Below are 24871 nucleotides of genomic sequence, written 5' to 3'. Positions count from 1 at the left end.
TTCGGCAGAGGGACGCGTCCGCAGCGCTGCGCGGGAGCAGATGCTGGCGGCGCACATCCCTCCATCGGAGCCCAACATGACCCGCAGCGCCTGTACGTCTTCCGGCAGTTTCCAGGTTCGTCGCCCTGTCGTGGCCGTCGCCCTCGCCGCACTCTGCCTGGCCCTTGCCGCCGCCCTTCCTGCGCAGGCCGGTCCGGCGACTCTGGCCTTCGAGCCCTACACACTGCAGACCAAGAACCATGGCGATATTGCCGCCGAGATCGCCACGCTGGAGGTCCCGCGACGGCACAGCGAGCCGGACGGTCCGCGCCTGCACCTGAAGGTGGTGCGCCTGCGTGCGACGGCTGGCACTGGCCGCACTGCACCGGTGGTCTACCTGGCCGGTGGTCCGGGTGGTTCTGGAATCGATACCGCACGTGGTCCGCGCTGGCCAGTGTTCGACCAGGTCCGCCGCGAGACGGACGTGCTGCTGCTCGACCAGCGCGGTGCGGGTCTGTCCGAGCCGCCGCCGGAATGTCCGCACGAGAGCCGTTTCGACGATGCGCAGCCGTTGCAGCGCGATGCCGCGTTGGCCGTGTTGCAGGCGACGGCCGCCAAGTGCGTAGCGTTCTGGCGGCAGGCCGGTGTCGACCTTGGTGCCTACACCACGGCCGAGAGTGCCGGCGACCTCGACGACCTGCGGCGCGCGCTGGACGTGCCGAAGATCAGCCTGTGGGGCATGAGCTATGGCACCCATCTGGCCCTGGCCACGGTGCGCCTGCACGGTGCCGGTCTTGAGCGCGTGGTGCTGATGGGATCCGAAGGTCCCGACGACACGCTGAAGCTGCCGCTGAGCAGCGATGTGCTGCTGCAGGAGCTGGCGGTGCATGCCCGCAAGGACGGCTTCGATGACCTCGCCGGATCGACCACCCGCGTGCTGCAGGCGCTGCGCGAGCAGCCGCGGCAGGGCCGCAGCCACATGCATGAGGGCCGCCAGGTCAGCATCGGCCTGTACGACGCGCAGATCGTCATCGCCAACATGCTGGGGCAACGCGTCCCCCAGCAATGGCTGCCGTTGGTGCTGCGCGAGGCCGAGACGGGCAACTACGACCCGCTGGCAGATATGGTGCTGATCGGGCGCGCCCAGTTCGCGAAGTTCCCGGCCATGGGTCTGGCGATGGACGTCGCCTCCGGACAGAGTCCGCAGCGCCGGGCACTGGCCGAAGCACAGGCACGCCAGAGCCTGTTCGGCGACGGGCTGAACTTCCCGTTCCCGGCCATCGGCGACGGCCTCGGCCTGGCCGATCTGGGTGAGGGCTTCCGCGGCCCGCTGCACAGTGAAGTGCCGGTGTTGTTCATCAGCGGCACGCTGGATGGGCGTACGCCCCCGGCCAATGCCGAGGCACTGCGGCCGGGCTTCAGCAACGGCCACTCGCTGCTGGTGCGCAACGCAAGCCATCACAACGAGTTGTGGACAGGCAACCCGGCCATCGCCCGCAGCATTGTCGACTTCCTCGCCGGTCGCGTCGTGCGCGATACCGTGCTGGACGTGCCGCCGCCGGCGTTCGCCACCCGCAGCAGTGAGCTGCTGGGCGGCAAGCGATAAGGCCCGTCGTGTGGTGCAGGATGCGATCCCGGTCCTGCGCCACGCCCGATTGCACTACATTGGGGCAATGACTGACCTCATCGCCCCCTTCAACCGCACGTGCTGGAGCCTTCTTGCGCTTGCCGTACTTGCTGGCTGTTCCACCACCGGCACCCGTCCTGAAGCCCCTGCCGCAGCAACGCCTGCCGCCACCTACGCCAAGGTCGACTGGAACACGTTGCCGACCGTATCCGATAGCGACCTGCAGGCAGGCTTCGCCGCCTGGCGCAGCAGTTGCACCCGGTTGAAGAACGATGCGATCTGGGCAAAACCCTGCGCGACCGCCAGCACCGTGTCCGACGAGGACGCCAGCGCGATCCGCGCATTCCTGCAGCGCGATCTCGATGTCTATTCCCTGCGCGCCGGCGGTCATCAGGCCGACGGCCTGATCACCGGCTACTACGAACCCATCTATCCGGGCAGCCTCACCCGCACCGACACCGCCACCGTGCCGGTGTACGGCACACCCGATGATCTGGTGGTGGTGCAGCTGGAGAGTGTCTATCCCGAATTGAAGGGCAAGCGCCTGCGCGGCCGCGTGGAGGGCAAGGTGCTGAAGCCCTACGACGATGCCGGCAGCATTGCGACCAAGGGCGCCAAGGCGCCGGTGCTGGCCTGGCTGACCGATCCGATGGACCTGCAGCTGCTGCAGATCCAGGGCTCGGGCCGCGTGCGCCTGGCCGATGGCAAGCAGGTGCGGTTGGCCTATGCCGAGCAGAACGGCCATCCCTATCGCGCGATCGGCCGCTGGCTGGTGGAGCAGGGCGAGCTGAAGAAGGAAGACGTGACCATGGACGCGATCCGCGCGTGGGCGAAGGCACATCCGGCGCGGGTACCGGAACTGCTGCGCAGCAATCCCAGCTACGTGTTCTTCGTGCGCAGCGCGGACAGCCCGGAAGGCCCGCGGGGTTCGTTGAACGTGCCGCTCACCGCCGGCTACAGCGTGGCGGTGGACCGCACCGTGGTGCCGCTGGGCAGCCTGCTGTGGCTGTCGACCACGCGCCCGGACGGCACGCCGGTGGTGCGCCCGGTGGCCGCGCAGGATACCGGTGGCGCCATTGCCGGTGAGGTACGCGCCGACCTGTACTGGGGCAGTGGCGATGCCGCCGGCAAGCTGGCGGGCGACATGAAGCAGCAGGGCAATATCTGGATGCTGTGGCCGAAGGGCGTGGCGTTGCCGCAGTAGGTCAGCGGGGGTCAGATCCCCTCCCGCAGGAAAGGGATCTGACCCCATATGCCTGATAATGGCGCCCTTCCGATCTCTCCGGCCGCACCTGTGGCCAGGACAAACGCAATGAAATACGCAAAGAACAACGCAAAATCCAACACCAAGAAGTACTACAAGCACTGGGCCGAATCGGGCCTGGGCAAGGGCAACGTGCTGATGGAAGCCCGTGGCGAGAAGATCGTGCGCCAGGTGGAAATCTACGGGGCCAAGGTCGTGTGGGCCGATGAAACCGGCCAGAGCGATGACCGCTTCGTGCTGGCTGACCAGCCGGTGTCGTTCATGGATTTCGACGAAGACGACGAGATCAGCGCGCGCGAGTTTGAGATCGCCTGGAAGAAGGCCCGGGAAGCCACCGGCTACCCCGTTTAAGGTCGAGGGGCCTGCAGTCATCGGATGGTCGGCGGAATCGAAATGTTATAAAGTTTCATTTCCAACCTCCCCCCTGCCTCCCGATGAAGACTTCCACGCTGGTGGCCGCGCTTGCGGCCGCCCCGTTCGCCCCTGAAGCATTCGCCCAGTCCGCCGACGCCGCGCTCACCCTGGGCAAGGTCGATGTGCACCAGCACAGCGAGGGGCAACTGAGCGCGCACCAGGTGCTGACTTCGGTGGACGTGCTGGGCGCGGACCAGATCGAAAGCCGCAATGTGTCGCACAGCTGGGAACTGCTCGGGCAGATGCCCGGCATCCAGCTGACCGAAACCCGGCAGGGCGCCGAGTCGGGCAAGGTCAGCTTCCGCGCCTTCAACGGCGAGGGCTACCTCAATGCCATCAAGACGCTGATCGACGGCATCCCCAGCAACGTCAACAGCGGCAACCAGCGCTTCATCGACATGCTGTTTCCGCTGGAAATCAGCTACATCGAGGTGGTGCGCGGGACCAACGACCCGCGCTACGGCCTGCACAACATCGGCGGCAACGTGAACTTCGGCACGCGCCAGGGCGGCACCTACACCGACGCGCGACTGGCCTACGGCAGCTACAACACCCGCGATATGCAGCTGGCAGTGGGCCGCGAAGCCGACGGCATCGCGCAGAACTACTTCGTCGGCACCCAGGCCAGCGAAGGCTACCGCGACCACGACAGCTCAAAGAAATACTCACTGGGCGGCAAGTGGTTCTTTGGTTCGCTGGAAGACGGGCTGCGCATCGGCCTCACCGCGCGCGCCTACCATCACGAGGCCGACGAGCCCGGTTTCATGACCGCGGAAGAGCTGCACGCCGGCCGCCGTCGCAGCGACCTGCGCAACGCCAATGACGGCGACGACCGCGACATGCGCCAGTTCGCCGCGCACCTGGACATGAAGCTGACCGACGCGGTGACCTTCGGCACGCGGCTGTACTACAACCGCTATGAAGACGACCGCCGGGTGACCTTCAGCGATCTGCCCACCGGTAATCTGCCGCGCCAGCGCCGTGTGTGGGACGAGCGCCAGACCGGCCTGCTCGGCACGCTCACCTGGCAGGCCAGCCCCATGCTCACCGTGGAGGGCGGGCTGAACTACGAGCAGCAGGACAACGGCTACCTCCGCGAGCGCTACGCCTACGCCGAACCCACCGATTTCAGCCGTCCGCCGGCACGCGTGCAGAACAACGACCGCCACAGCTTCGACAACTGGGGCGCGTACGTGCAGGCGATCTACCAGCCCGCCGACGCATGGAAGATCGTGCCGGCCTACCGTGTGGACCGTTTCAGCGGCCACACCCGGCTGATGGACGGCACCACCGGCCGCCTGCAGGATTACGGCAGCATCGGCCAGCCCAAGCTGAGCGTCATCCACAGCCTGGGTGAGCACACCCACATCTATGCCAACTGGGGCCGCACGTTCCAGGTGCTGACCGGTTCCACCGCACCGGCCTACCTCACCCCGGGGCAGGCACCGATGCAGCCCTCCACCAACACGGGCATGGAGCTGGGCCTGAAATTCCAGCCCTTTGCCGGCAGCCAGGCCCGCTTGGCGGTATGGCAGCAGGATGCGGAAAACGAAGTGTCCAACATGCCGGCCACCGGCACCTCGGTCACGCTGGGCAAGACCCGCCGCCGCGGTGTGGATGCGCAGATCAGCGCGCAGCTGGGAGACGCGTGGACCCTGTGGGCTTCGCATGCCTACCAGGAGGCGAAGATCACCCGCGACGACCGCGCCCCCGGCGTGTCCCTGCAGGGCCGCGAAGTGGCGGCCACGCCGCGCCACATCAGCAACCTCGGCCTGGACTACCAGGCCAGCGACGCCCTGCAGTTGGGCCTGCAGGCGCGTGCGCAGGGCGATTACTATCTGGAAGAGCGCAACGTCACGGGCAAGTTCGGTGGCTTCGCCGTGCTCGACCTCAGCGCCAGGTACCAGATCACCCCGGCCTGGAGCGTCGACCTGCAGCTGAAGAACGTCACCGGCCGCGACTATGCCTACGCGTGGTACGACAGCTTCTTCTGGGACAGCGCCCGACCGATGTTCTCGCCCGCCCCGGGCCGCGCGGTCTTCGTCGGCCTCAACATGAAGCTGTAATCGGCAACGCCGGTAGCGGTCGAGCTTGCTCGACCCGCGCGGACTCACGCCACCGCGTTGTACGGTTCGATGCGGGCCAGCACGTCGGCCAGTCTCTCCTTGGTCTTGCCCAATGGAAATCGACCTCCAGGCTAATCAAGCGTCATTGCGCAGAAGAGAGAATCAGCCCCCAGCAGCTCTGCGATGATGGGTTTCAACCTGAGAGACCATTGAGATCAAATAAGTGAATCCCTTGAAGCGAGTGCCTCAGCGCAACTGGAAGAAGGGTGACTGTGGTATTGCATGTGTTGCCATGGTGGCCGGAGTCACGTACGAAGAAGCATTCACCGCTTTCAGGGCCCTGCCGGGAAGGAGCGTGGCGAGTAACTACTACACGACGCATCGCGAAGTTGAGCAGATGCTTGCCCACTTCAATGTGATGACATCGCGGATGAAGTTTGAGTCGTGGCGAGCCCTAAGCGCGCACTCAATCGTCAAAGTCAATCCCGACAAATCAGGTCGGCGCTGGCATTGGGTGGTGTTCGACGCCGGTCGAGCTGAAGCTGTCGTCCATGATCCCAAGCCTGGCAAACGACAGCTGGTTCGCGATTTCCGCGGGCTCAGGGGGAAAGGATATCTGATCGCCGCTACTGGCTGAGAATGTTGCTCCATGGAAGAAGTCGCAACTGGCCAAGGGGCCGGACTTCTCCGAAATGAGGTAGCAATGCCCCTGCTGCCGTCCTTACACTACTGCTTTGCATGGTTCGATGCGGGCCAGCACGTCGGCCAGTTTCTCCTTGGTCATCGCAGCATCGAAATCGGCCTGCAGGCCGATCCAGAACTTGTCGGACACACCGAAGTAGCGGGACAGGCGCAGCCCGGTATCCGCCGTCACGGCGCGATGGCCAGTGACGATCTCGCCGATCCGGTGCTGCGACACGCCGATCGCCTTGGCCAGGCGGTACCGGGTGATGCCCAGGGGCTCCAGGAATTCGTGCATCAGGATCTCGCCGGGAGCGGGGTAGGGAACGGTTCGCATGGAGTGGCCTGCCCGAAAGAATGACGTTGCGGGCAGTGTGGCAATGGCACGACGCTGCGGGAATCGCCATCCGCGACCGGCTTCGACGCATTTGGTCCGAGGGGTCAGATCCCTTTGAGCCGATCACCAAAGTAAGTGCTCATCGGAACCCCATAGTCTGTGCAGACTGTCAGGGTTTGGACCGCACTTTGCCCCTCTTTGAGCGGCAAAGATTGTGTAGCGCAAGGCACGCGAGCGTAGCCCTCCTCAGCAGACAATGGTCCAGAACCATTGCGACAATCAGCCAAGCAATTGGACTCCGCAGCCGGATGATCTGGACCGCGGCACCATATTGGACACCAACGTCAAACGGGACCGGCCCGGGCTCTCAAGGTGCTACCTGGGCTGACCATCCGCAAGCCAGGCTCGCGGCACCCCTTCCCACGTTCAGAACGACTCAGCGTTGGAAAGCAGGGCATCCGGGAAGTTTGACGGCGCTCACTTTTTATCCAAGCTGGATAGAGCCGTGACAATGAACCCAGCGACACCAAGGGCTGCACTGAAAGCGAGTACTCCGAAGAATCCGCCTTCCTTCCACGATAGATATACGCCAACCTTGATGCAGAACAGTAGGACGCACAGCAAGGCGCAGAACAGGACGTTCTTCACAGGTGCACCAATGGCTGCACCGAGGCCGAGCCATCGGTGAAACCTCGACGAGGTCCAACCGCCTTGCCCCTGAGTTCGGCGTGCATCTGAAGCTCTAACCTCGACAGATCAACAGCCACCTTGGCGCAATCGCAGCAGACCGCGAGGAGAATCGAGGGGGTCACTTCATGCTTCCAAATTGAATAGGCAAGCGTAGCAGCAGCGGCCACGTAGAACTGCGGTCACGGCACAAACTAGCCCCCTGACAAACTCCACGACGGAGGACGCGCAGTGGTGGCAACACCCAGCTCAACGCGTCCCGCGCGGTGCTTATCCGTTACGAGCAACCAGCAAAGGCCGTTGATGAGAGGCGCACTTTTGGTGTCGGTAGGAAATGACTGGACTCACAGGCTCTGGGATGTGAACGCCACGCCTTTCAGCAGCACGCCGCATCAAGTAGGAGGGCTCGTGGACGTCGTCCCGGATCTGACCCCAGATCACACTGTCATTCACGTGAATGGGAAAGCTCGTGTCCGGCAGCAGGCGAAGAAGTTGCTTCGTCTGCATGATCAACTCATGGGCGTATGGACGTACTCTAGGGCCTCTGCATGCTCCAGACAGTGATCGAATCATGTGATTTGCTGCATACCACTGGCGGTCAGCCAACCGCTGCAAGTGGAACAGGCGATACGCGCAAGCCACACGCCCATCGTGGCGCCGCACCGGGCGCGTTGGTCGAAGCGGCGACGCCAGCAGCAACCGATGCGCGCGCATGACCCGATAGATTCGCTTCAAGTTGATCGCTGAGAACCCTTGCTGGACGCGCTGGCGACACACCAGGGCGTATGTGCGGTGATAGCCGTGGCTGGGCAGCGGCGAGATCGCCGCCTTGACCTCTGCGACCAATTCCGATCCATCCAGCGTTCGATGCGCCCGCCCGTCTCGTCATCCGGCGGGATGGGCGCACCGAACTGCGGCAGCCGAGCGCGCAACACCCAGGAAGTAAAAAGCCAGCTTCCTGTCGAATAGGCTGTTAGGTAGGTCCTTGGTCGAATTGAGGGCGTTCTGGAAAGCTGCGAATCGGCCTAGAAATCAATCTCATAAGATAGATGGGTAAAAATTCCGTGGTACACGTCATCAGGCTGGATTGAATGTACAAGGCGAGCTGCTAAGCTCCGCGGACGATGGCTGAATAGGCAGGGGGTTGGGAATGGCGTGGTATGACGTAGGCGACCTGTTGATGAAGGTGCCGCTGGAGGATCTTGCAGCTCGCCTGGGTCTGAGGATGGAGCGCCGCAATCATCAAGTTAGCGCCCTCTGCCCATTCCACCAGGACACACGGCCCTCCCTCAGCTTTTACCCTGCAGCGAAGGGGGGTCTCCCCCATTTCCACTGTTTTGCCTGCGGTGCACACGGTAATGCAGTCGATCTGGTAAAAGAGATTAACGGGAGTGACTTCAAGGGTAGTGTTGAGTGGCTTGCTCGGCTCTACGACGTCCAGCCCGTGAGGGGAAAGCCCGAGGCGGCCTACTCGAGGAGTAATAGAGTATCGGCGTTAGATTTTGCCATTCGACAGTTCAACCTGCATCACGACGTGGGACGATTCGAGCGCTGGTGCTCCGATCGCGGGTTTGATACGGCGTTCTTGTATGGCAAGGGATTGAGGTGCATACCGCAGGCGGTGCTGGTTACCGCGGCGGATAAGTTGGGAGTTGGAGAAAGGCTGGAGTTGTTAGACGGCTTGCTGGGGCTAGGTCTGGTCCGGCGGCTGCGAACACTTGGTGGAATTGACCAGCACAAACTGGATTACGGCGATCAGTTTAGCGACTACTTTGATGATGGTCGCATTATAATTCCCGTATACGAGGCCGGGAAAGGGAGCTCGCGCGCGGTTGGATTTGCGGGGAGGCTCCTCGATGACGTGGCGGCAGGCGACGTTCCGAAGTATCGTCTTACGCCAGGTTTCAAGAAATCAGATTATCTATTCAATGCGGATTCCGCCTTTTCGGCGGTTACCGATGAGCTAAAGGAAGACAGGCCATCGAAGCTGTATATAGTCGAAGGGTTCTTGGATGCGTTGCGTCTAGAATCACTTGGCCAACACGCGATTGGCTTGATGGGCACGAGTCTGAGTAAAGATCAGTTCAGGCTGTTGTCGGATTTTGTGGAGACTCGGCCGGACAACGCGCAGCCACTTCGGATATGCGCATTTCTTGATAATGATGTTGCTGGGTTTCGTGGGGCGGAGCGGCTCGTCCGCGATCTATTGGGCATGGTCGGTGTGGACCTCCAGTGGATGGGTGTCCCTTGGAAAACACGGCCCAGCATTGGAAAAGATCCGGATGCGTGTCTGCGCGATATATCTGGAGACGAGCATGCTGATGCGTGGCTGGCAGAGTACAGTCTACCCGCTGAAGCGGCGCTTTTGATTTCATCGCTTGGGGGTAAAGATAGTTCGGTACTCGCCGACGATAACTGGAAGATCCTGCCTGCGGCGGTGAAAGAACGAGCGCTCTTTCGGGCGGCGGTTGCGATAAATAGGTCCCGTGGCAAGCGGCAACACAGTTCTTTTTTCGCACGTCTTGCCTACGTTGAGTCGATCTGGGCAGATGAGCTGGGGCAAGTGCTGGCAGAGGATGATAGTGCTCTAGCGAGGATTTCCGCTGCCGTCTATCTTAACGGTGAATTTGAACGGACAGCATTGGCCCGCACTTTGGCATATTGTGGTTCTCGTCGGGGAGAACTGCCGTGTGACGAGGAGGCTTGGATAACGCTTGGCGCGAACGCGCGCCTATTCGACACAGTCGCGCTTGATAGATTGAAGAGCGTAACCGCCGAAGGCTCTTCCTGGCGGCAAGCAGCTCCGTTTGATGCGGTCAACCTACCCAGAAAGCTGAGTAGCGAAGAGAGCGCATTGAATGACCCGCGGCTCAAAGTAATGCCGCATCCGGCCGACTTGCACGTTCAACAAATTTTTCTCAATGAATTGCTTACTGAGAGGCATGATCGTATTAGCGCGGGAGGAAGAACGTTCTCCTCCAGCATTCCTGCAGTCAGATGGTACTCGTCACGGGACGAGGTGATTGTCACCGGGCCCTTCTCTGCTCTAAATGAACCCGACCGACAAGCTGGTGAGCCGGCGACGTTGAGTTTTGGCTACCAGATCGACATGGAGGTTTTAGAGGGGCACAAGACGCCCTCAGACCAAGGCATGTTCCGCCCTTTCAGCCAATGCTGGCGCGACTTCATGCAGTGCTTGGGTGGGCAATGCCGCTCCATAGGCTCTCAGGTCCACGTGCTTCGGCTAGATGTTCGGCGCTATTACGATACCGTGCAGCGGTTTGTAGTCCGAGATCGTCTACTCGCACCATTGATCGAGGAGATCAACGCTTCAGGGTTGCCAGCCGGTTTCTCAGACATCCTCGGTTTGAAAGAGGAGCAGGGGAGCGATGAATGGGCGGCATCGTTGGAGCGACTGTTGATGGGGTTCCAGTTCGGGTACGCCTATCGGAACCCAGAGCAAGACGGGCTCGACAGCCGCGGTGAAGAGACCGTGGGGATCCCTCAGGGCCCAGTGATTTCTGCGTACATCGGGACCATCGCGCTATTTCCAGTAGATAACTGTGCTCGAAAATTCATTCGGGAAAGTTCTAGGGTATCGGAAAGCGGGCAGACGCTTCCTCGAGCAGGCTACGCCCGTTACGTTGATGACATCGTCATTTTTGCCGAGAGTGCACAGCTACTTGGTGACCTACGCGAGGCCCTTCAAGCGGAAGCGCGGCTGTCTTCGGTTGCCTTGATTCACAAAGGCGATCGCGTGCGCGCAGGTTCGCCACAGGAAGTGATGAGGCAGTTGAACGAGGGCCGTGGGCTCGCTGCGTCGGTTCCAGGTTTGGAAGCCCCGCTTGTAGGCGACGGAGAAGCTGGGTGGGGCTTGGCTCGGGATGCGCTGAACGTTAACCGGCAGTGTGCACTTCGGATGTTGCGCCATCCAGATCTAGTTGCAAATCCGCCAGCCATTCTTCCCCAAGTAAGGGCCGCAATGGCTGCCAAGGATCTGCGGCCGAACGATCTTGGCCTCTGCGCCCGCTGGCTTTGGTGGCTGGTCGCGTGCGAGACCAATGGCCTAGCAGAGCGGCCGAGCTCGGAGATCTGGAGCAAGTTCTGGGCGACGTGGGACAGAGCTTACGACGAGCGCCAGCGGACCAAAGACGGAGGAGATTGGTACCCCGCCTTCAAAGAACGGGGTTATCACTGGCTGTATGCCATTGAGGGATTGGATCGGCTGCTTGACCCGAATCCATGGGTCGAGAATGGCCAGACGATTGAGGAGATCCCACAAAGCCGGGCGCGTCGTCAGTCATTGGCGCAAGCTGTATGCCGCACGGACTTCTTCAGAGATCTCGCCGCTAAGGAGAACCAATCACACTTGCGACGCCGCGCGTGGTTGATCGTGGCAAAGGCTCGAAGGCTGTCGCGTAACAGCTCATGTGGGCAGTCAGTTAGCATCCATCATGCAGGGGCGGTGACCTCCGTGGAATGGCTCTGTCTGGCTGCTGAAGCGCTGTACTCCATCCCTCATTCAGGTGAGCTTGCAGATTGGGAGCCATTGAACGAACTAAGGAATCGAGAGAATTCTCGCTCGTACGGAGATGATGGCCTGCGTCTTGCAGATGCCGTTAGAGATCTACTGAAGAATAAAGTCAATCGACCTGAGGATGAGCCACGAGATGATGTCGTCCGAGGGTTGGCCATAGACTTCGTCTTGAACAGCGCTCCCGGGTGCAAGGGCCTAGAAATTCTGATCGGGTTCGATAATCTGTTCAAGGTGCCAGGGGCTGGCGATATAGAGCTGATTGCGCACCTTCCGGTTTCGGATGGAGCTAGCTCGCTCTATGCATTGGAAAGTACTTCTACCTCTCAAGGTAAGCGGGTGTATGTGTACACGGCGCCGCGCACGACGACGCGATCACGGACATTCATTGGTGCAGCATTGGGTGAGGAGCAGCTCACACCTGAATTCTCAACGTTAAAGTTCAGTCCTGAAGAAAGTGAGGCCACACGTTTAGGTGTGGAGAGAAGCGAGGACGTGGTCCCATGGGCGCTCGCCGGCCCAGAGTTGGTCAAGTCGCTTGGCTCCACAACAAGGGCAGCTGCCAGGCTATTTGATGGTTTGTACGCAATTCATCTTGACGTCAGTAGGGGTGAAGAGGCTGCCTATGTACCCTTCATGCCGCAGTTGGTACACCAAGAGCGTGACGACCAAGTTCTGATCCATCTACTCGGCGAGCCGATGAAGCGGGAGTCTTTGGGTGTCAATGCATGGTTCCATGATTGGGACGGCCGGGTCCGTACCACGAGCGTTCCCATGGCGCATGCTGATATATGGCGGGTCGGGTGGACGGTAGCCGATCTCCTTGGTGTTGCGGCAGATATGTCGGGGGAGACGGGAAACCGTGAAGAGACGTTGGCCGAAGAGGCCCTCTCGGTCGAATCCTCCGGTGAGCGCCGGAAGCAGGCGCACGCTGAGCTCATTGAAGGCTATGTCCTTAGGCAGCAGCTTCGGAAGTTGCAGGGTGCCTATTTGTCAGAGGCGCAAGTTGACATTTCCACTGCTGGATTGGGCGAAAGGACGCTGCCCAGAACAGTACGGCGGGCATTGGACCTGTTAAGAAATTATCCCGCAGACGAGGATCTGCGGACTAGGACATGGTATGTGTTGCTCATGGAGGCGCATACCCGGGCCATGGCAGCTCGCCTGCGCCCTGGCGGTGCCGCAGGTCTACGCAACACTTTGCACCTAGTGTTCCCCGAAGCTATTGGGCGCCTTCCCTTGTGGCTACTGCAAGGCGTTGATCTTAGGCTAGCGGGATCAGTTGGTCGTGAGATCCGTCCTGAGCTTTTGTTGTTGCAAGCTCTCTACGGCGCGATGCAGGAAATGCCGCAAGGTAGCGAATCCGGACAGGGTATCGATGGCGTGCCAATGTTGCGGCTTGCACTGGCACTCGCGGTTGCCACGGCGGGGCTACGGGGTTGCGTTGCCGCAATGTGGGGGCTTACACAAGGTAACGAGAACCGGCTGAAAGACAGCCTCAGCCTGCCCACCACGTGGGTACTACCGGACGAGCAGCGTGCTGATCCGCAGGGTGACTATCGCGCGATCTGTACATGGCTGACCGATGCCAATGGTGAGGCGCTCGAACGTGCAACGCCTTGGCACTGGATGCTAGTCCTTGTTGGGTTGCTGGACTCCACCTTCCCCCGGGCCTTGGAGATTCCAGAGCTTAGCAGGGCCTTCTCCGTGATCAGTGCGTGGCGATATGGTGATGCTGGGTCCGAATCGGCAGATGTGCATTACGAAGCCAACGTGTGGCCATTTGACGATCTCCCCGCGCTCAGCCTATCGGACTGTGATGAATTGGTCCGCGCAATCGCCGATGCAGCGGTTCGTGTTGACGCGCTGCTTGGCCTCTGCGTCGTTCCTGTGGAGGCACCGAGTTTTCGCAGAGATGCGCATACCGATGAGTTCACGGATGCCAAGGATGTAGGCTGGCAGCTGTCCAAGGCCCAGTACACGTGCCTCGGTGGGGGTGGCGTTGAACGAGTACTGATTGGTACTCGTAGGTTATCCGCTTGGACCGAGACTCGGAGGAAGGAGGATGGTGAGCTAGTAGCCGTTCATTGGCTTGGGGGGAAGTTGGGGAAATGGCTTGGGCTACATGAGAAGCGCGCGCCTGTCAGCCCAGTACAACGGCCAGACCTACTAAGTGGACAAGCTACTGCTCCTGATGAACGGCCGCCATTGGTGGTGCAGGATCATGGACTCTTGATGCGTGGTGGCGGCATTGTCGCACCAGAGTCTGAAATGGCCACTCACCGCTTGGACCGCGACCAAGGTGCAGTCGCAAATGCAGATGTAGGTGCATCTGCGGATGGTGGGCGGGCACCTGATCAAGAGGGCAACGCCAGCGTCAGTACTGATGAATTCTTCGCGAGGCTACGCGAGATTCAAGCAGGTTCCTTTGCTATCCGTCGACGATCGGGAGCCGATGGCCCCGAAGCTAAATCGTGCCACTTCCGCGTGGCATTGCTGCAGCTCAGCGCACCAGACAGTTACTGCCACCCGGTGGTTGAAGTTGGTATTGATGGGCTGCCACTTACAGGGGGCACATGCGATGACTTGCAATCTGTACTGAAGAATGATCGGTTCAACGATGTGAGAACAGCAGGACTTCGCGGGGACGAGCATCACTGGAAGCAATCGGTGAATGTCATCTCGTGGCCAGAACACCGGCGGCGTGCCGTTCTGCGCGAGGCGCTCAACGCCTCCCATAAGCTCGGGGTCGAGCTGCTGGTACTCCCTGAGGTGAGCCTTCGCAAGGAGACGATTGAGTGGATGAAGGCTGAGTTGACCAAGCACTATCCTGGACTTTCGGTACTTGCTGGCACCTATCGCAACTTCTCCTCAGGCTCCGGCTCGGAGCATTTAAAAGAAATGCTCACTCTGCTGTGGCGGCCCGAGAAGTCGCTTCTGGATAAGTTCGGACTGAAAAGTGAAAAGGTCATTGAGCTGTCGAGAGGGAAGAAGTACAGGTCGGTTGCAGCGCATGAGCTATTCAATCCAGATGCCGCGACACTGGCACCCCTTTACTCAGACGAGCGCGTACTGGATGAGCTGTTGAGACTAAAAACTGAAGAGACTTGGAGTTCGGATCAGATCAGAAGCTTGGTAAGCGCATTTGCCAGTAGTTCCCCCAAGCTCCGCTACTGCATGGAACTGATCTGCTCAGAGCTTTTTCTTTTGACTAGCCCAGCAAATCGCGAGCCATTGGTTCAAGAGTTGGAAAGAATACTTACTCTTTTCGGACAGCCGGACGCAGGCAAGGTGGCTCGCACCCTCGTCGAGGACGATCTGCAGGCAGTCGGGGAGCTTCTTACACTTGTTCAACGGCGGCGCGAGCGGCGCTCGGTTCTATTGGTGCCTGCCCACACAACTCGCAGCAATGATTATTGGCACGCGGGCCAGGCAAGCGTTCTGGCGTCAGGGACGGCCACTGTTTTCTGCAACGCTGTGCTCGATGGTGCCAGCGGAGAGAGCTGTTTTATTGGTATTGAGTCGGTTACCCGGTCACCGTCACCGGCCGGAGTAGTGAAGCTCCTTACCCCTTACCACGGATGGCATACGGGCATCCTCCAATCAAACGGTGAGGGTGCCCTGTCAAACAAGGATCAGGCGCTTGTAGTTGTAGATATCGATCCGGTGCACGTGGTAAGTGGAAAGCCGCGTCCTCAGTTATTGCCTGAGCCAATGGCTCTGGTCGCGTACATGCCTGTGGTTGAGGTTGTGGACCAATCCGAGCACTGCAAAGGGCTGGCAGTGGCGCTGGCGCATGCTGATAAGCCTCACGGAATGACACCTGAAGAGGAGGCCACTTGGCTGGAAAAGGCGGCTGGGAAGGTTAAAGAATCGGAACGATTGCTGACGCAGCCGGGATCTTTCAAATCAGGTGGTGCTCCTCACCCAAAAAGCAAATTCCAGAAGAAGTATCAGAAGCTGGAGGAGATTAAGTCAAAGAAGACTGAAAAAGCAGATTATGTTCGAATGCTTGAGGATTTCTCCAAGCTCTTCGGCAATAGTGAAGCAATCTGTCGGCGTTTTGACGCTTGGTCTAGAAATAGGCATCAGCAGCCTAGCGTGAGGATGCTGGACAACAGCAATGAACCCGCTTGGGTAGATTTCTTGGTGGCGGACCTCACTTGCTACGGAAGCCTTCCGGAGTTGCACGTGCCAGCGTGGTCTGATCCAGACACCGGTGGCGAGTGTTAAGGACTCGGATGGAGGAGAAAGCCAGAGCTTAGCCCTCGCCTTCGATCGAGGACTAAGCACACTACGGCTTGGTGGTAATTCGCGCCAGCGGAGGCCGTTTCCCTGCTCATCGGCCTATTTGCTTCGGAACGGCGCGGGAGTTCTTGCTTTGACTCCCTAGGTTGTCTGCTTTTGCCCCTCATGTGACCGAACCAATGAATAAATCGCCCGAATGCGGCAAAGTCTGTAGTCACGCGGATCACCATAGTTGGTGCGAACAGCACAGACTTTGCCAAACCGTCCACCTTTCCGACCGGAAAGGGCGCTGACCCCGTGCCCCTGTTTTGCACTACATTGGTGCAATGTCCGACCCCGCACCCCCGCCGTCCCTCGACGCCCTCGGCACACCGCTGGCCTGGTCCGGGCCCGATGGCCGCATCGCCGGCTGCAACCCGGCCTTCGCGCGCTGGCTGGGCGTCAGCGGCCGGCGCCTGCTCGGCCAGCCGTTGGCCGCGCTGGAAGTGCAGGGTGAGGCGCTGGCCCATTTCCTGGCCCGCGACGAGCGCGACAGCCTGCGCCTGAACCGGCTGGCGCTGGCCTTGCCCGGCGAGGCGGCGCGTTTCGCCGAAGGCTGGATGAGCCGCCGCGACGATGGCGGCTGGCTGCTGGAGGCGCATCCGGTCGATGAGTTCCCCGGGCTTGACCCGACCCAGGCCCTGCCCAGCGCGCTCAGTGCGGCGCTGAAGGGTCTGGCGCATGAGCTGCGCAATCCGCTGGCCGGGTTGAAGGGCGCCGCGCAGCTGCTGGCGCGCCGCGCGGCGCAGCGCGATGCCAGCGAACGCGAGCTGATCGATCTGATCGGTTCGGAGATCGAGCGGCTCAATGGCCTGTTGGAGCAGCTGCTGTCACCGGCGCCGGCCGCACCGCACGCGGCGCTGAACATCCACGCCGCGTTGGAGCGCGTGCTGCGCCTGGCCGAGAACGAGGCCGGCTGGGCGGTGCGCCTGCAGCGCGACTACGATCCCAGCATCCCCGAATTCGACGGCGACGCCGACCGCCTCACCCAGGCGGTATGGAACCTGGTGCGCAATGCCATCCAGGCCGGCGCCGGCAACATCACCCTGCGCACCCGCGTTGAACACGGGGTGCGCATCGCCGAACAGCTGCACACCCTGGCGTTGCGCCTGGAAATCGCCGACGACGGCCGTGGCGTGCCCGAGGAACTGGCCGAACACCTGTTCCTGCCGCTGGTCAGCGGCCGCGCCGAAGGCACTGGCCTGGGCCTGGCGCTGGCCCAGCAGGTCGCACGCGAGCATCGCGGCACGCTGACCTACCGGTCGCGTCCGGGCCATACCGTATTCACCCTGCTGCTGCCGATCGGCAACGGCACCGCTGCCGCCGAGGAGGCCCCGCGCGATGTCTGAGTCTTCCTCGTCCGCGCCGTGCATCTGGGTCGTCGACGATGACCGCGCCGTGCGCTTCGTGCTGTGCACCGCGCTGCGCGAAGCCGGCTACCAGGTGGTCGACTTCGACAGCGCGGCACCCGCGTTGAAAGCGCTGGCCCAAAGCCCGCCGCCGGCGCTGCTGTTCACCGACGTGCGCATGCCCGGCGACGATGGCCTGGTGCTGCTGGACAAGCTGAAGGCCGCGCTGCCGCAACTGCCGGTGGTGGTGATGTCGGCCTACACCGATGTCGCCAGTACTGCCGGTGCGTTCCGCGGCGGTGCGCACGAGTTCCTGTCCAAACCGTTCGACCTGGACGATGCGGTGGCGCTGGCCCAGCGCGTGCTGCCTGCAGTGGCGCCAGCGCTGGCCGCGCCCACCCCCGCCGCAGAAGCAGCCAGCGACCAGCCGCCGCAGCTGGTGGGCGACACGCCACCGATGCGCGCGCTGTTCCGCGCCATCGGCCGCCTTGCGCAGGCGCCGCTGGCGGTGTTGATCATTGGCGAGACCGGTACCGGCAAGGAGCTGGTGGCCAACGCGCTGCACCGCGAGTCGCCGCGAGCGCAGCATCCGTTCGTCGCCCTGAACACCGCCGCCATTCCCGCCGAGCTGCTGGAAAGCGAGCTGTTCGGTCACGAGGCGGGTGCGTTCACCGGCGCGCAGCGGCGCCACATCGGCCGCTTCGAGCAGGCCAACGGCGGCACCTTGTTCCTCGATGAAATCGGCGACATGCCGTTGCCGCTGCAGACGCGCCTGCTGCGCGTGCTCGCCCAGGGCGAATTCTTCCGCGTGGGTGGGCGCGAACTGATCCGCGTCGATGTGCGTGTCGTCGCCGCTACTCATCAGGATCTGGAAGGCCTGGTCGCGCAGGGAAAATTCCGCGCAGACCTGCTGCACCGCCTGGACGTGGTGCGCCTGCAGCTGCCGCCGCTGCGCGAGCGCCGCGAGGACATCGCACAACTGGCCACCACCTTCCTGGCCGCGGCCGCACGCAAGCTCGATACGCCGCCCAAGCGCCTGACTGCGGCTGCATTGCAGGCGCTGCGCGAGCACGACTGGCCGGGCAACGTCCGCGAACTGGAAAACGTGTGCTGGCGGATGGCTGCACTGGCTGCTGCAGACACGATCGGCGTGGCCGATGTCGATACCGCGCTCAACCGCACCCGCAGCCGACGCAGCAGCACGGCCGCCGGCGATCCAGGCCAATGGGAAGCGCTGCTGTCCGAATGGGCACGCCGGCAGCTGGCCGAAGGCACCGAGGGCCTGCACGCGCAGGTCCGCGAACGGGTCGACCACGCCCTGCTGGAGGCGGCGCTGCAGATCACCCACGGCCGTCGCGCCGAAGCCGCCGCGCGGCTGGGCCTCGGCCGCAATACGCTTACCCGCAAGCTGGGCGCCGGCCGCCGCCGCGGTGGCCATTGAACGGTACCTGCACGCGATCCTCGCACCCGCTTGCCGAACTGTTGATCCTCCATGGACGATGCCGTCCGTAGTGTTACCTGCAAGGAGTCCTCGATGCGTTTGTCCTTCGCCCTTCTGCCGCTGTCCGCCGCCGTGCTCCTGTCTGCCTGTGGCAGCGCGCCGAAGAAGCCGCAGCCCACACCTCCGCCGGCAACGGTGGTCAGCACCGCCAAGCAGGCCGAAGCCAATCTGGCGCCTGCCTCGGCCAGCATCGTCAGTGGCCGCCTGGCGTTGATGGTGGAACCCGGTGGCGTGCACCTCACCGGTCTGGTGGGAGGCCTGCAGCCGATGCAGCAGGCCGGTTTCCACATCCATGAGCGCGGCGACTGCAGCGCGGTGGATGCCAGCAGCGCCGGCAACCACTTCAATCCCGCCGGTGTCGCGCACGGTCGTGCCGGCAGCGGCAAGCACCACCTGGGCGACATCGACAACCTGCAGGCCGATGCGCAGGGCCGCGCCAACATCGATGTGCACCTGAAGGGCGTTACCCTGGGCGGAGGCGCCGCCACGGATATCGCCGGACGTGCACTGGTGGTGCACGCCAGGGCCGACGACTATCGCAGCCAGCCCGCCGGCAATGCCGGCGTCCGCATCGCCTGCGGCGTGATCCGGGTAACCCGCTGATCACACCCCCGGCATTTTCCAAGGAGAGTTTCCATGCGTCTGATCCACACTTCGCTGTTCGCCGCCATCGCTGCACTGGGCCTGGCCGCCTGCAACCAGCAACCGGCCGCACCGGCCGCCGAAGCCCCGGCCACCACTCCGGCCGAAGGTTCGGCAGCACCGGCCGATCCGGCCACTGCACCGGCTACCGCAGCGGCCCCGGCAGCCAATGCCTCGGCTACCGCCGAGCTGGCACCGACCCAGGGCAATGAAACCAAGGGCTCGATCACCTTCAAGCTGGTCGACGGCAAGGTTCACGCATCCGGCCAGATCACCGGCCTGAAGCCGGGCAGCGAGCACGGCTTCCATATCCACGAGAAGGGCGACTGCAGCGCGCCGGACGGCATGAGCGCCGGCGGCCACTTCAACCCGGGCAAGCAGGACCACGGCAACGTGGCCACCGATCCGCACCACGGCGGTGACATGCCCAACATCAAGGCCGACGACAAGGGTGTGGCCACCATCGATGGCCCGGTGTCGAGCAACGTCAACATCGGCAAGGGTGATGATTTCGACATCATCGGCCGCGGCCTGATCGTCCACGCCGACGCAGACGACTACAAGACCCAGCCGACCGGCAACGCCGGTGCGCGCCTGGCGTGCGCGGTGATCAACAAGGCTCCGTAAGAAAACGGAAAACGCCGGCGCAAGCCGGCGTTTTTCTTTGCACTGCTTCCTGTAGAGCCGAGCCCAGGCTCGGCTGCTCTTCCGGGGCCCTGAGCCGAGCATGGGCTCGGCTCCACAACACGTCGCGGCCACCGTTTCCTATCAGCGCGCCAGCAGCTCGCGTGCGTCCTGCCCAGCTTCGCAATGCACGAACAGCACCGGCACACCGTGCGCTTCCAGCACTGCGGCCATCTGCCGCTGGCGCATCAGGAACTGCTCGTAGATGCCCTGCAGGCGTTCGCAGTCACCCTTGCCGTGGTTGTAATGCGCGCACCAGCCGGCCGGGTCGAACAGCGCCATGCGTGCTTCACCCTGCGTATAGCGCAGCAACGGCTCGGGCGCGTCACTCAACCACTCGTCCTGACCCGGAGCCATGATCGCGGTTTCAATCAGCGGCCACAGCGCGGCCAGGCCTTGGTTGTCGTACTGCATCGACATCATCGCGGCCAGGTCGTTCACGGTGAAATAGCGCGCGTGCTCGACGCGCGCACCGAACGTGTTCTGTGCCATCAGCGCGGTATCGGCATGGGCCATGCCATTGGCCAGCAGCACCTCTTCCAGTGCATCGGCCACGGCCGACGTGGTTGCCACCTCGCTGCCGGTCAGCAGGAACGGCACCACCCGCAGGCCACCGCCGACCAGGGTGGCGTCGGCCTGGAACGGCAGCGGCACATCACCGTTGGCATCGGCGCCGAAGGCCAGTACGCGCGGGCCCTGGTTGCGGCCGGGCGCACGCATCTGCAGTTCTTCCAGGCGGCGATGGATCGGCCAGCCCGGGCGAAGCACTTCGGCCGGATCGAAATGGGCGGCGGCGAACACCAGGTCCAGCTCGGCCACCTGTGGCACCAGCTTGGACAGGTCGCGGCCGACGCGTTCGGCCAGTTCACCGGCCTGTTCAGCGCTGAGCACCGCCTGGCGGGGGATTTCGCCGCCGGCCAGTTCCAGGGCCAGCACGCCAAGGGCATTCATCGCAGGGTCGGGTTTGCTCATGGTTCCACGGTTGGCCCATCACAGGGCGGCAGCTACACTTGGCCCCATTATGCCTGCTCTGTCGTGCAGGCCATGTTGCAGACACCCTCATCCATGCCAGGTATCTCCATGCCCAACGCTCGTCCCGTCGCCATCCTCGGTGGCGTCCGCATTCCGTTCTGCCGCCAGAACACCGCGTATTCGGATGTCGGCAACCTCGGCATGTCGGTGCGCACGCTGGGAGCGCTGGTCGAGCGCTTCGGCCTGCACGGCCAGCAGCTGGGCGAAGTAGCGATGGGTGCGGTCATCAAGCACTCCAGCGACTGGAACCTGGGCCGCGAAGCCACGCTGTCCTCGGGCCTGTCGCCGTTGACCCCCGGCATCACCCTGCAGCGTGCCTGCGGTACCTCGCTGGACAGCATCATCACGGTCGCCAACAAGATTGCGCTGGGCCAGATCGAGTCCGGCATCGGCGGCGGTTCCGATACCACCTCCGACGTGCCGATCGTGTACGGCAAGAAGCTGCGTGCGCGCCTGCTGGCGGCCAACCGTGCCAAGAGCACCGGCGACAAGATCCGCGCGCTGACCTCCGGCTTCAAGTTCGCCGAGCTCAAGCCGGAGTTCCCGGGCGTGGCCGAGCCGCGTACCGGCAAGAGCATGGGCGACCATTGCGAGGACATGGCCAAGGAGTGGAACATCTCGCGCGATTCGCAGGACGAGTGGGCGGTGTCCTCGCACAAGAAGCTGGCTGCTGCTTATGAGCGCGGCTTCTTCAACGACCTGATCGCACCGTTCCGCGGCGTCGAGCGCGACAACATCCTGCGCGCCGACACCTCGCTGGAGAAGCTGGCCACGCTGAAGCCGGCCTTCGACAAGGTGTCCGGCCGCGGCACCCTGACCGCTGCCAATTCCACCCCGCTGACCGACGGCGCCGCCGCCGTGCTGCTGGCCAGCGAAGAGTGGGCGCGGGCGCATGGCCACGAGCCGCAGGCCTACCTGCGCGACGCACACGTGTCGGCCGTCGATTTCGTGCACGGCGAAGGCCTGTTGATGGCACCGACCGTGGCCGTGCCGGAGATGCTCAAGCGCAACGGCCTGACCCTGCAGGACTTCGACATCTACGAGATCCACGAAGCCTTCGCCGCACAGGTGCTGTGCACCCTGCGTGCGTGGGAGAGCGAGGATTACTGCCGCAACCGGTTGGGCCTGGATGCGCCGATGGGCCGCATCGACCCGGACAAGATCAACCTGCTGGGCTCGTCGCTGGCCACCGGGCATCCGTTCGCCGCTACCGGCGCACGCGTGATCGCCACGGCCGCCAAGCAGCTGGCCGAGCGCGGCGGTGGCCGTGCGCTGGTGTCGATCTGCACCGCCGGCGGCATGGGCGTGGTGGCGATCGTCGAACGTTGATGGGACTGCTCGGGTAGATGCCAAGCTCGCTTGGCACTGCTCGAAGAGCATCCACGCATGGCGTGGATCTACACACGAAAACGCCGCCCGATGGGCGGCGTTTTCGTTGATTGCATCCTCTGGTGGGTGCCGACCGTTGGTCGGCACACTTCAACCATGGTTACGGCATCCGCGGGTTGCCGAATTCGTCGCGTTCCTCGTTGGCGTCATACACCGGCGGCAACGGTGCAATCGACTGCTCTTCAACGGTCGCATGCAGCGGCGGGTCGACCACTGCTGCCGATGCGCGCACCAGCGCCACGCTGTCCTCGCCACGCTGCAGGCGCAGTGCGTTGGTCAGGCACTGCGCGGCCAGCACGTGCTCGCCACGTTGTGCGAAGGCTTCACCCAGCGCCTCCCATGCAGGAGCGCCGGCACCCGCGGCGATGGCTTCATGCAGGAACGCGTCGGCGGCGTCCCATTGCTGCTGCGCCAGCGCGATGCGGCCCTGAGCCAGGCGCAGGGCGGCCGAATCGTCGTGCACGTTGCGCCAGCGCTGCAGGTTGGCCTGGCGTGTAGCCAGACGCTCGGCCGGCAGACGGCCATACACGGCCACCAGTTCGTCATCCCAGCGGTGGTCCAGCGCCTGCTCAAGCGCCAGCAGTGCCGGTTCGTCCCAGTCCAGTGCAACCGCACGGGTGGCGTAGGCGGCAACCACGTCCGGGGTCGGTCGCAGCGCCTTCGGCGTGGCTTCCCATTGCGTAGCCAGGGCGTTGACGTCGCCTGCTTCCAGCAGTGCCTGCGCGGCCAGACGGGCTTCCAGTTCGCTGCTGGCCTCGGCCGGCAGCACCTTGGTCTGGCGCAGTGCGCCCAGCTGGCCATAAGCCTCGTGCGCGCGGCCAGCGCGTGCCAGCGCTTCGGTACGCAGCCACAGACCGCGCGGCGGCAGCGGCTGGATCGCCGCCACGTCCAGTGCGTTGATCGCATCCACCGGCAGATCGTTGGCCAGCAGCTGTTCGGCGCGCAGCAACGCCTGCAAGGTCGCATCGCTTTCGCCCAGGCGCTGCAGCAGCGCCTCTGCAGCAGGTGCATCGGCGCGCACCTGCGCACTGCGCACGGCATTGGCCAGTGCAACGCCACTGACTTCCGGATCCTTGGCGGCGCCATCCAGCAGCTTCTCGGCACGCTGCCACTGACCATGCTCGTAGGCCAGCAGGCCATCGATCAGGCGCACCCGGCCCTGCTTGCGGCGGTAGCGGCCCCAGGCACGGAACGGTGCGGCGATCAGGCTCCACAGCAGCCACAGCACCAGCACGCCGATCACCGACAGCAGCGCCACCTTTGGCAGGTTGCTGTGGTAGTCGTAGCCGGCGTAGCGCAGGGTCACTTCGCCGTAGCGGTTCAGGTCATCGGTGCCGAGCCATTGCGCGGCAACCACGCCAATGGCCACTGCCAGCAACAGCACGACCAGTGATTGCAGGGGTTTCATACGGGCTTACCTCCGGTCGGTCTGGGTACGCAGTTGTTGCAGGGTGCTGCCAAGCACGGTGTCGTCGGCCTGCAATGGCAGCGTGCGCAGGGCATGGAGTTCAGCACGTTGCGCGCGCAGGTCCGGTGAATCCGGCCAGCGCCGCTGCGCCCAGAGATCGATTCTGTTCAGCGCGGCGTCGCGGCCGCTGCCGTCGCCGCGCTCGATCGCGGCGCGGGCCAGGGTCAGTTCCAGCTGCAGCGCCGTGTCGATGGAGGTGCGCTCGGCCGAGGTCAGCGGGCCGTTCAGACGGCTCGGGGTGATGTCCACGAAGGGCGCCAGCGCGGCCTGCCACCACGGTTTTGCGGTGTTGTCGGCCGGCGTCTGCGCGATCTGCGAAGGCAGGCCCTGCAGCGCCTTGCCCAGTGCGTCCAGGCGTTGCAGCGACTGCACGCGAGGGCCCGCGCCCAACGCATCCAGCGCGTTGCGTTCCTGCACCAGTGCCTGGCGCAGGTTCAGGCCGTCGCTGTCGGGAAGATCGGCCAATGCCGCGGCGGCCAGCGCATACAGTCGGCGCGAGCCCTCCACGTCATCGGCGAAGGCCAGACGCTGCGCAGCCTGGGTCAGAAGGAGTTCGGCCTCATCACGCTGCACCGCCTGGCGGCCCTGGTTGGCGCTGTCGGCCAGCTTGGCCAGGTTTTCTTCGAGCAGGGCGCTGCGCTGCGACAGGCCCAGCACTTCGTCGCGCAGCACCCGGTTGGTGGTGGCCGCATCCTGCAGGCGCTGGCTGGCGGCGCGCTGGTCGCGGCGCAGGGCCTCGACCGTGTCCTCCAGCCCCTTCAGCTGCACGGCGGTGGTCTGCGCCTGCGCCAGCTGGTCGCTCTGCTGCTTCTGCCAATAGTGGTAACCGGCATAGCCGCCCGCGCCCAGCACCGCCAGCGCGGCAAGCGGCAGCAGCCAGCGCATGGGGCGATGGGGCGATGGAGCGGGCGGCAGAGTGTCGTTCATCGG

15 protein-coding genes are annotated in these 24871 nt (G+C 63.4%); 11 read left to right on the top strand and 4 right to left on the bottom strand.

All coding sequences use genetic code 11. The features are described from left to right. Nucleotides 1-76: 76 nt before the first annotated feature. From ACFX4F_RS11600 to ACFX4F_RS11580, 5 genes are all read left to right on the top strand, one after another. Nucleotides 77-1585 (top strand): alpha/beta hydrolase, encoded by a 1509-nt coding sequence (locus ACFX4F_RS11600; protein WP_380655350.1) that lies wholly within the window; start codon nt 77-79, stop codon nt 1583-1585. A gap of 67 nt (nt 1586-1652) precedes the next feature. Further along, nucleotides 1653-2810, top strand: coding sequence for a murein transglycosylase A (locus tag ACFX4F_RS11595; RefSeq protein WP_380655347.1), 1158 nt, complete (start codon nt 1653-1655; stop codon nt 2808-2810). Between the two features lie 108 nt (nt 2811-2918). Next, nucleotides 2919-3221 carry a hypothetical protein gene (locus tag ACFX4F_RS11590; RefSeq protein ID WP_033832709.1) on the top strand — a complete coding sequence of 101 codons (303 nt, stop codon included), beginning with the start codon at nt 2919-2921 and terminating at the stop codon, nt 3219-3221. 83 nt (nt 3222-3304) lie between these two features. After that, on the top strand, nt 3305-5350 hold the full coding sequence (locus ACFX4F_RS11585; protein ID WP_380655344.1) for a TonB-dependent receptor: 2046 nt from the start codon (nt 3305-3307) through the stop codon (nt 5348-5350). A gap of 223 nt (nt 5351-5573) precedes the next feature. Continuing rightward, complete coding sequence (locus ACFX4F_RS11580) at nt 5574-5987, top strand: cysteine peptidase family C39 domain-containing protein (protein WP_380655342.1); 414 nt, start codon at nt 5574-5576, stop codon at nt 5985-5987. 84 nt (nt 5988-6071) lie between these two features. Here ACFX4F_RS11580 and ACFX4F_RS11575 read toward each other — a convergent pair whose 3' ends face one another. Beyond that, nucleotides 6072-6368 carry a HigA family addiction module antitoxin gene (locus ACFX4F_RS11575; protein ID WP_380655339.1) on the bottom strand — a complete coding sequence of 99 codons (297 nt, stop codon included), beginning with the start codon at nt 6366-6368 and terminating at the stop codon, nt 6072-6074. A 1837-nt stretch (nt 6369-8205) separates the two neighbouring features. Here ACFX4F_RS11575 and ACFX4F_RS11570 point away from each other — a divergent pair. The 5 genes from ACFX4F_RS11570 (at nt 8206) to ACFX4F_RS11550 (ending at nt 19995) form a co-directional block, all read left to right on the top strand. Then, nucleotides 8206-15822, top strand: a complete 7617-nt coding sequence (locus ACFX4F_RS11570; protein ID WP_380655336.1) for a CHC2 zinc finger domain-containing protein — start codon at nt 8206-8208, stop codon at nt 15820-15822. A gap of 341 nt (nt 15823-16163) precedes the next feature. Then, on the top strand, nt 16164-17225 hold the full coding sequence (locus ACFX4F_RS11565) for a nitrogen regulation protein NR(II) (protein WP_099819524.1): 1062 nt from the start codon (nt 16164-16166) through the stop codon (nt 17223-17225). Then, entirely contained in the window at nt 17218-18666 is a 1449-nt protein-coding gene (ntrC, locus tag ACFX4F_RS11560) for a nitrogen regulation protein NR(I) (protein ID WP_380655332.1), read from the top strand. The genes ACFX4F_RS11565 and ntrC overlap by 8 nt, the downstream gene beginning before the upstream one ends. Before the next feature lie 93 nt (nt 18667-18759). Next, the gene (locus tag ACFX4F_RS11555) at nt 18760-19329 is read left to right on the top strand and encodes a superoxide dismutase family protein (RefSeq protein WP_100554361.1); all 570 of its coding nucleotides are present in this window, start codon (nt 18760-18762) and stop codon (nt 19327-19329) included. Between the two features lie 33 nt (nt 19330-19362). Then, nucleotides 19363-19995 carry a superoxide dismutase family protein gene (locus ACFX4F_RS11550; RefSeq protein ID WP_380655329.1) on the top strand — a complete coding sequence of 211 codons (633 nt, stop codon included), beginning with the start codon at nt 19363-19365 and terminating at the stop codon, nt 19993-19995. A gap of 141 nt (nt 19996-20136) precedes the next feature. Here ACFX4F_RS11550 and ACFX4F_RS11545 read toward each other — a convergent pair whose 3' ends face one another. Continuing rightward, a complete protein-coding gene (locus tag ACFX4F_RS11545) occupies nt 20137-21024 on the bottom strand; it encodes a hypothetical protein (RefSeq protein ID WP_380655326.1) in 888 nt (295 codons plus the stop codon). A 93-nt stretch (nt 21025-21117) separates the two neighbouring features. Here ACFX4F_RS11545 and ACFX4F_RS11540 point away from each other — a divergent pair, with 93 nt between their 5' ends. Then, a complete protein-coding gene (locus ACFX4F_RS11540; protein WP_088100805.1) occupies nt 21118-22413 on the top strand; it encodes an acetyl-CoA C-acetyltransferase in 1296 nt (431 codons plus the stop codon). Between the two features lie 160 nt (nt 22414-22573). On the opposite strand, the gene ACFX4F_RS11535 is transcribed toward ACFX4F_RS11540, so the two are convergent. Together ACFX4F_RS11535 and ACFX4F_RS11530 are read right to left on the bottom strand one after the other, a co-directional pair. Continuing rightward, nucleotides 22574-23881 carry a heme biosynthesis HemY N-terminal domain-containing protein gene (locus ACFX4F_RS11535; protein ID WP_380655322.1) on the bottom strand — a complete coding sequence of 436 codons (1308 nt, stop codon included), beginning with the start codon at nt 23879-23881 and terminating at the stop codon, nt 22574-22576. A gap of 6 nt (nt 23882-23887) precedes the next feature. Then, a complete protein-coding gene (locus tag ACFX4F_RS11530; protein WP_099819530.1) occupies nt 23888-24868 on the bottom strand; it encodes a uroporphyrinogen-III C-methyltransferase in 981 nt (326 codons plus the stop codon). Nucleotides 24869-24871 lie beyond the last annotated feature (3 nt).

Origin of the sequence: Stenotrophomonas sp. YIM B13575 (assembly GCF_042787595.1) — a bacterium.
In the GTDB taxonomy this organism is placed as follows: Bacteria; Pseudomonadota; Gammaproteobacteria; order Xanthomonadales; family Xanthomonadaceae; genus Stenotrophomonas; species Stenotrophomonas lactitubi_B.
Note: the sequence above shows the minus strand (reverse complement) of the source record. Positions and strands in the feature narration are given on the sequence as shown.

Bases quoted from the DNA above. Each gene is read 5' to 3' on its own strand.
- ACFX4F_RS11530 (WP_099819530.1), bottom strand. From the start codon at position 24,868: ATGAACGACACTCTGCCGCCCGCTCCATCGCCCCATCGCCCCATGCGC.
- ACFX4F_RS11550 (WP_380655329.1), top strand. From the start codon at position 19,363: ATGCGTCTGATCCACACTTCGCTGTTCGCCGCCATCGCTGCACTGGGC.
- ACFX4F_RS11540 (WP_088100805.1), top strand. From the start codon at position 21,118: ATGCCAGGTATCTCCATGCCCAACGCTCGTCCCGTCGCCATCCTCGGT.
- ACFX4F_RS11575 (WP_380655339.1), bottom strand. From the start codon at position 6,368: ATGCGAACCGTTCCCTACCCCGCTCCCGGCGAGATCCTGATGCACGAA.
- ACFX4F_RS11555 (WP_100554361.1), top strand. From the start codon at position 18,760: ATGCGTTTGTCCTTCGCCCTTCTGCCGCTGTCCGCCGCCGTGCTCCTG.
- ACFX4F_RS11570 (WP_380655336.1), top strand. From the start codon at position 8,206: ATGGCGTGGTATGACGTAGGCGACCTGTTGATGAAGGTGCCGCTGGAG.
- ACFX4F_RS11585 (WP_380655344.1), top strand. From the start codon at position 3,305: ATGAAGACTTCCACGCTGGTGGCCGCGCTTGCGGCCGCCCCGTTCGCC.
- ACFX4F_RS11545 (WP_380655326.1), bottom strand. From the start codon at position 21,024: ATGAGCAAACCCGACCCTGCGATGAATGCCCTTGGCGTGCTGGCCCTG.
- ACFX4F_RS11590 (WP_033832709.1), top strand. From the start codon at position 2,919: ATGAAATACGCAAAGAACAACGCAAAATCCAACACCAAGAAGTACTAC.
- ACFX4F_RS11565 (WP_099819524.1), top strand. From the start codon at position 16,164: ATGTCCGACCCCGCACCCCCGCCGTCCCTCGACGCCCTCGGCACACCG.
- ACFX4F_RS11535 (WP_380655322.1), bottom strand. From the start codon at position 23,881: ATGAAACCCCTGCAATCACTGGTCGTGCTGTTGCTGGCAGTGGCCATT.
- ACFX4F_RS11595 (WP_380655347.1), top strand. From the start codon at position 1,653: ATGACTGACCTCATCGCCCCCTTCAACCGCACGTGCTGGAGCCTTCTT.
- ACFX4F_RS11600 (WP_380655350.1), top strand. From the start codon at position 77: ATGACCCGCAGCGCCTGTACGTCTTCCGGCAGTTTCCAGGTTCGTCGC.
- ntrC (WP_380655332.1), top strand. From the start codon at position 17,218: ATGTCTGAGTCTTCCTCGTCCGCGCCGTGCATCTGGGTCGTCGACGAT.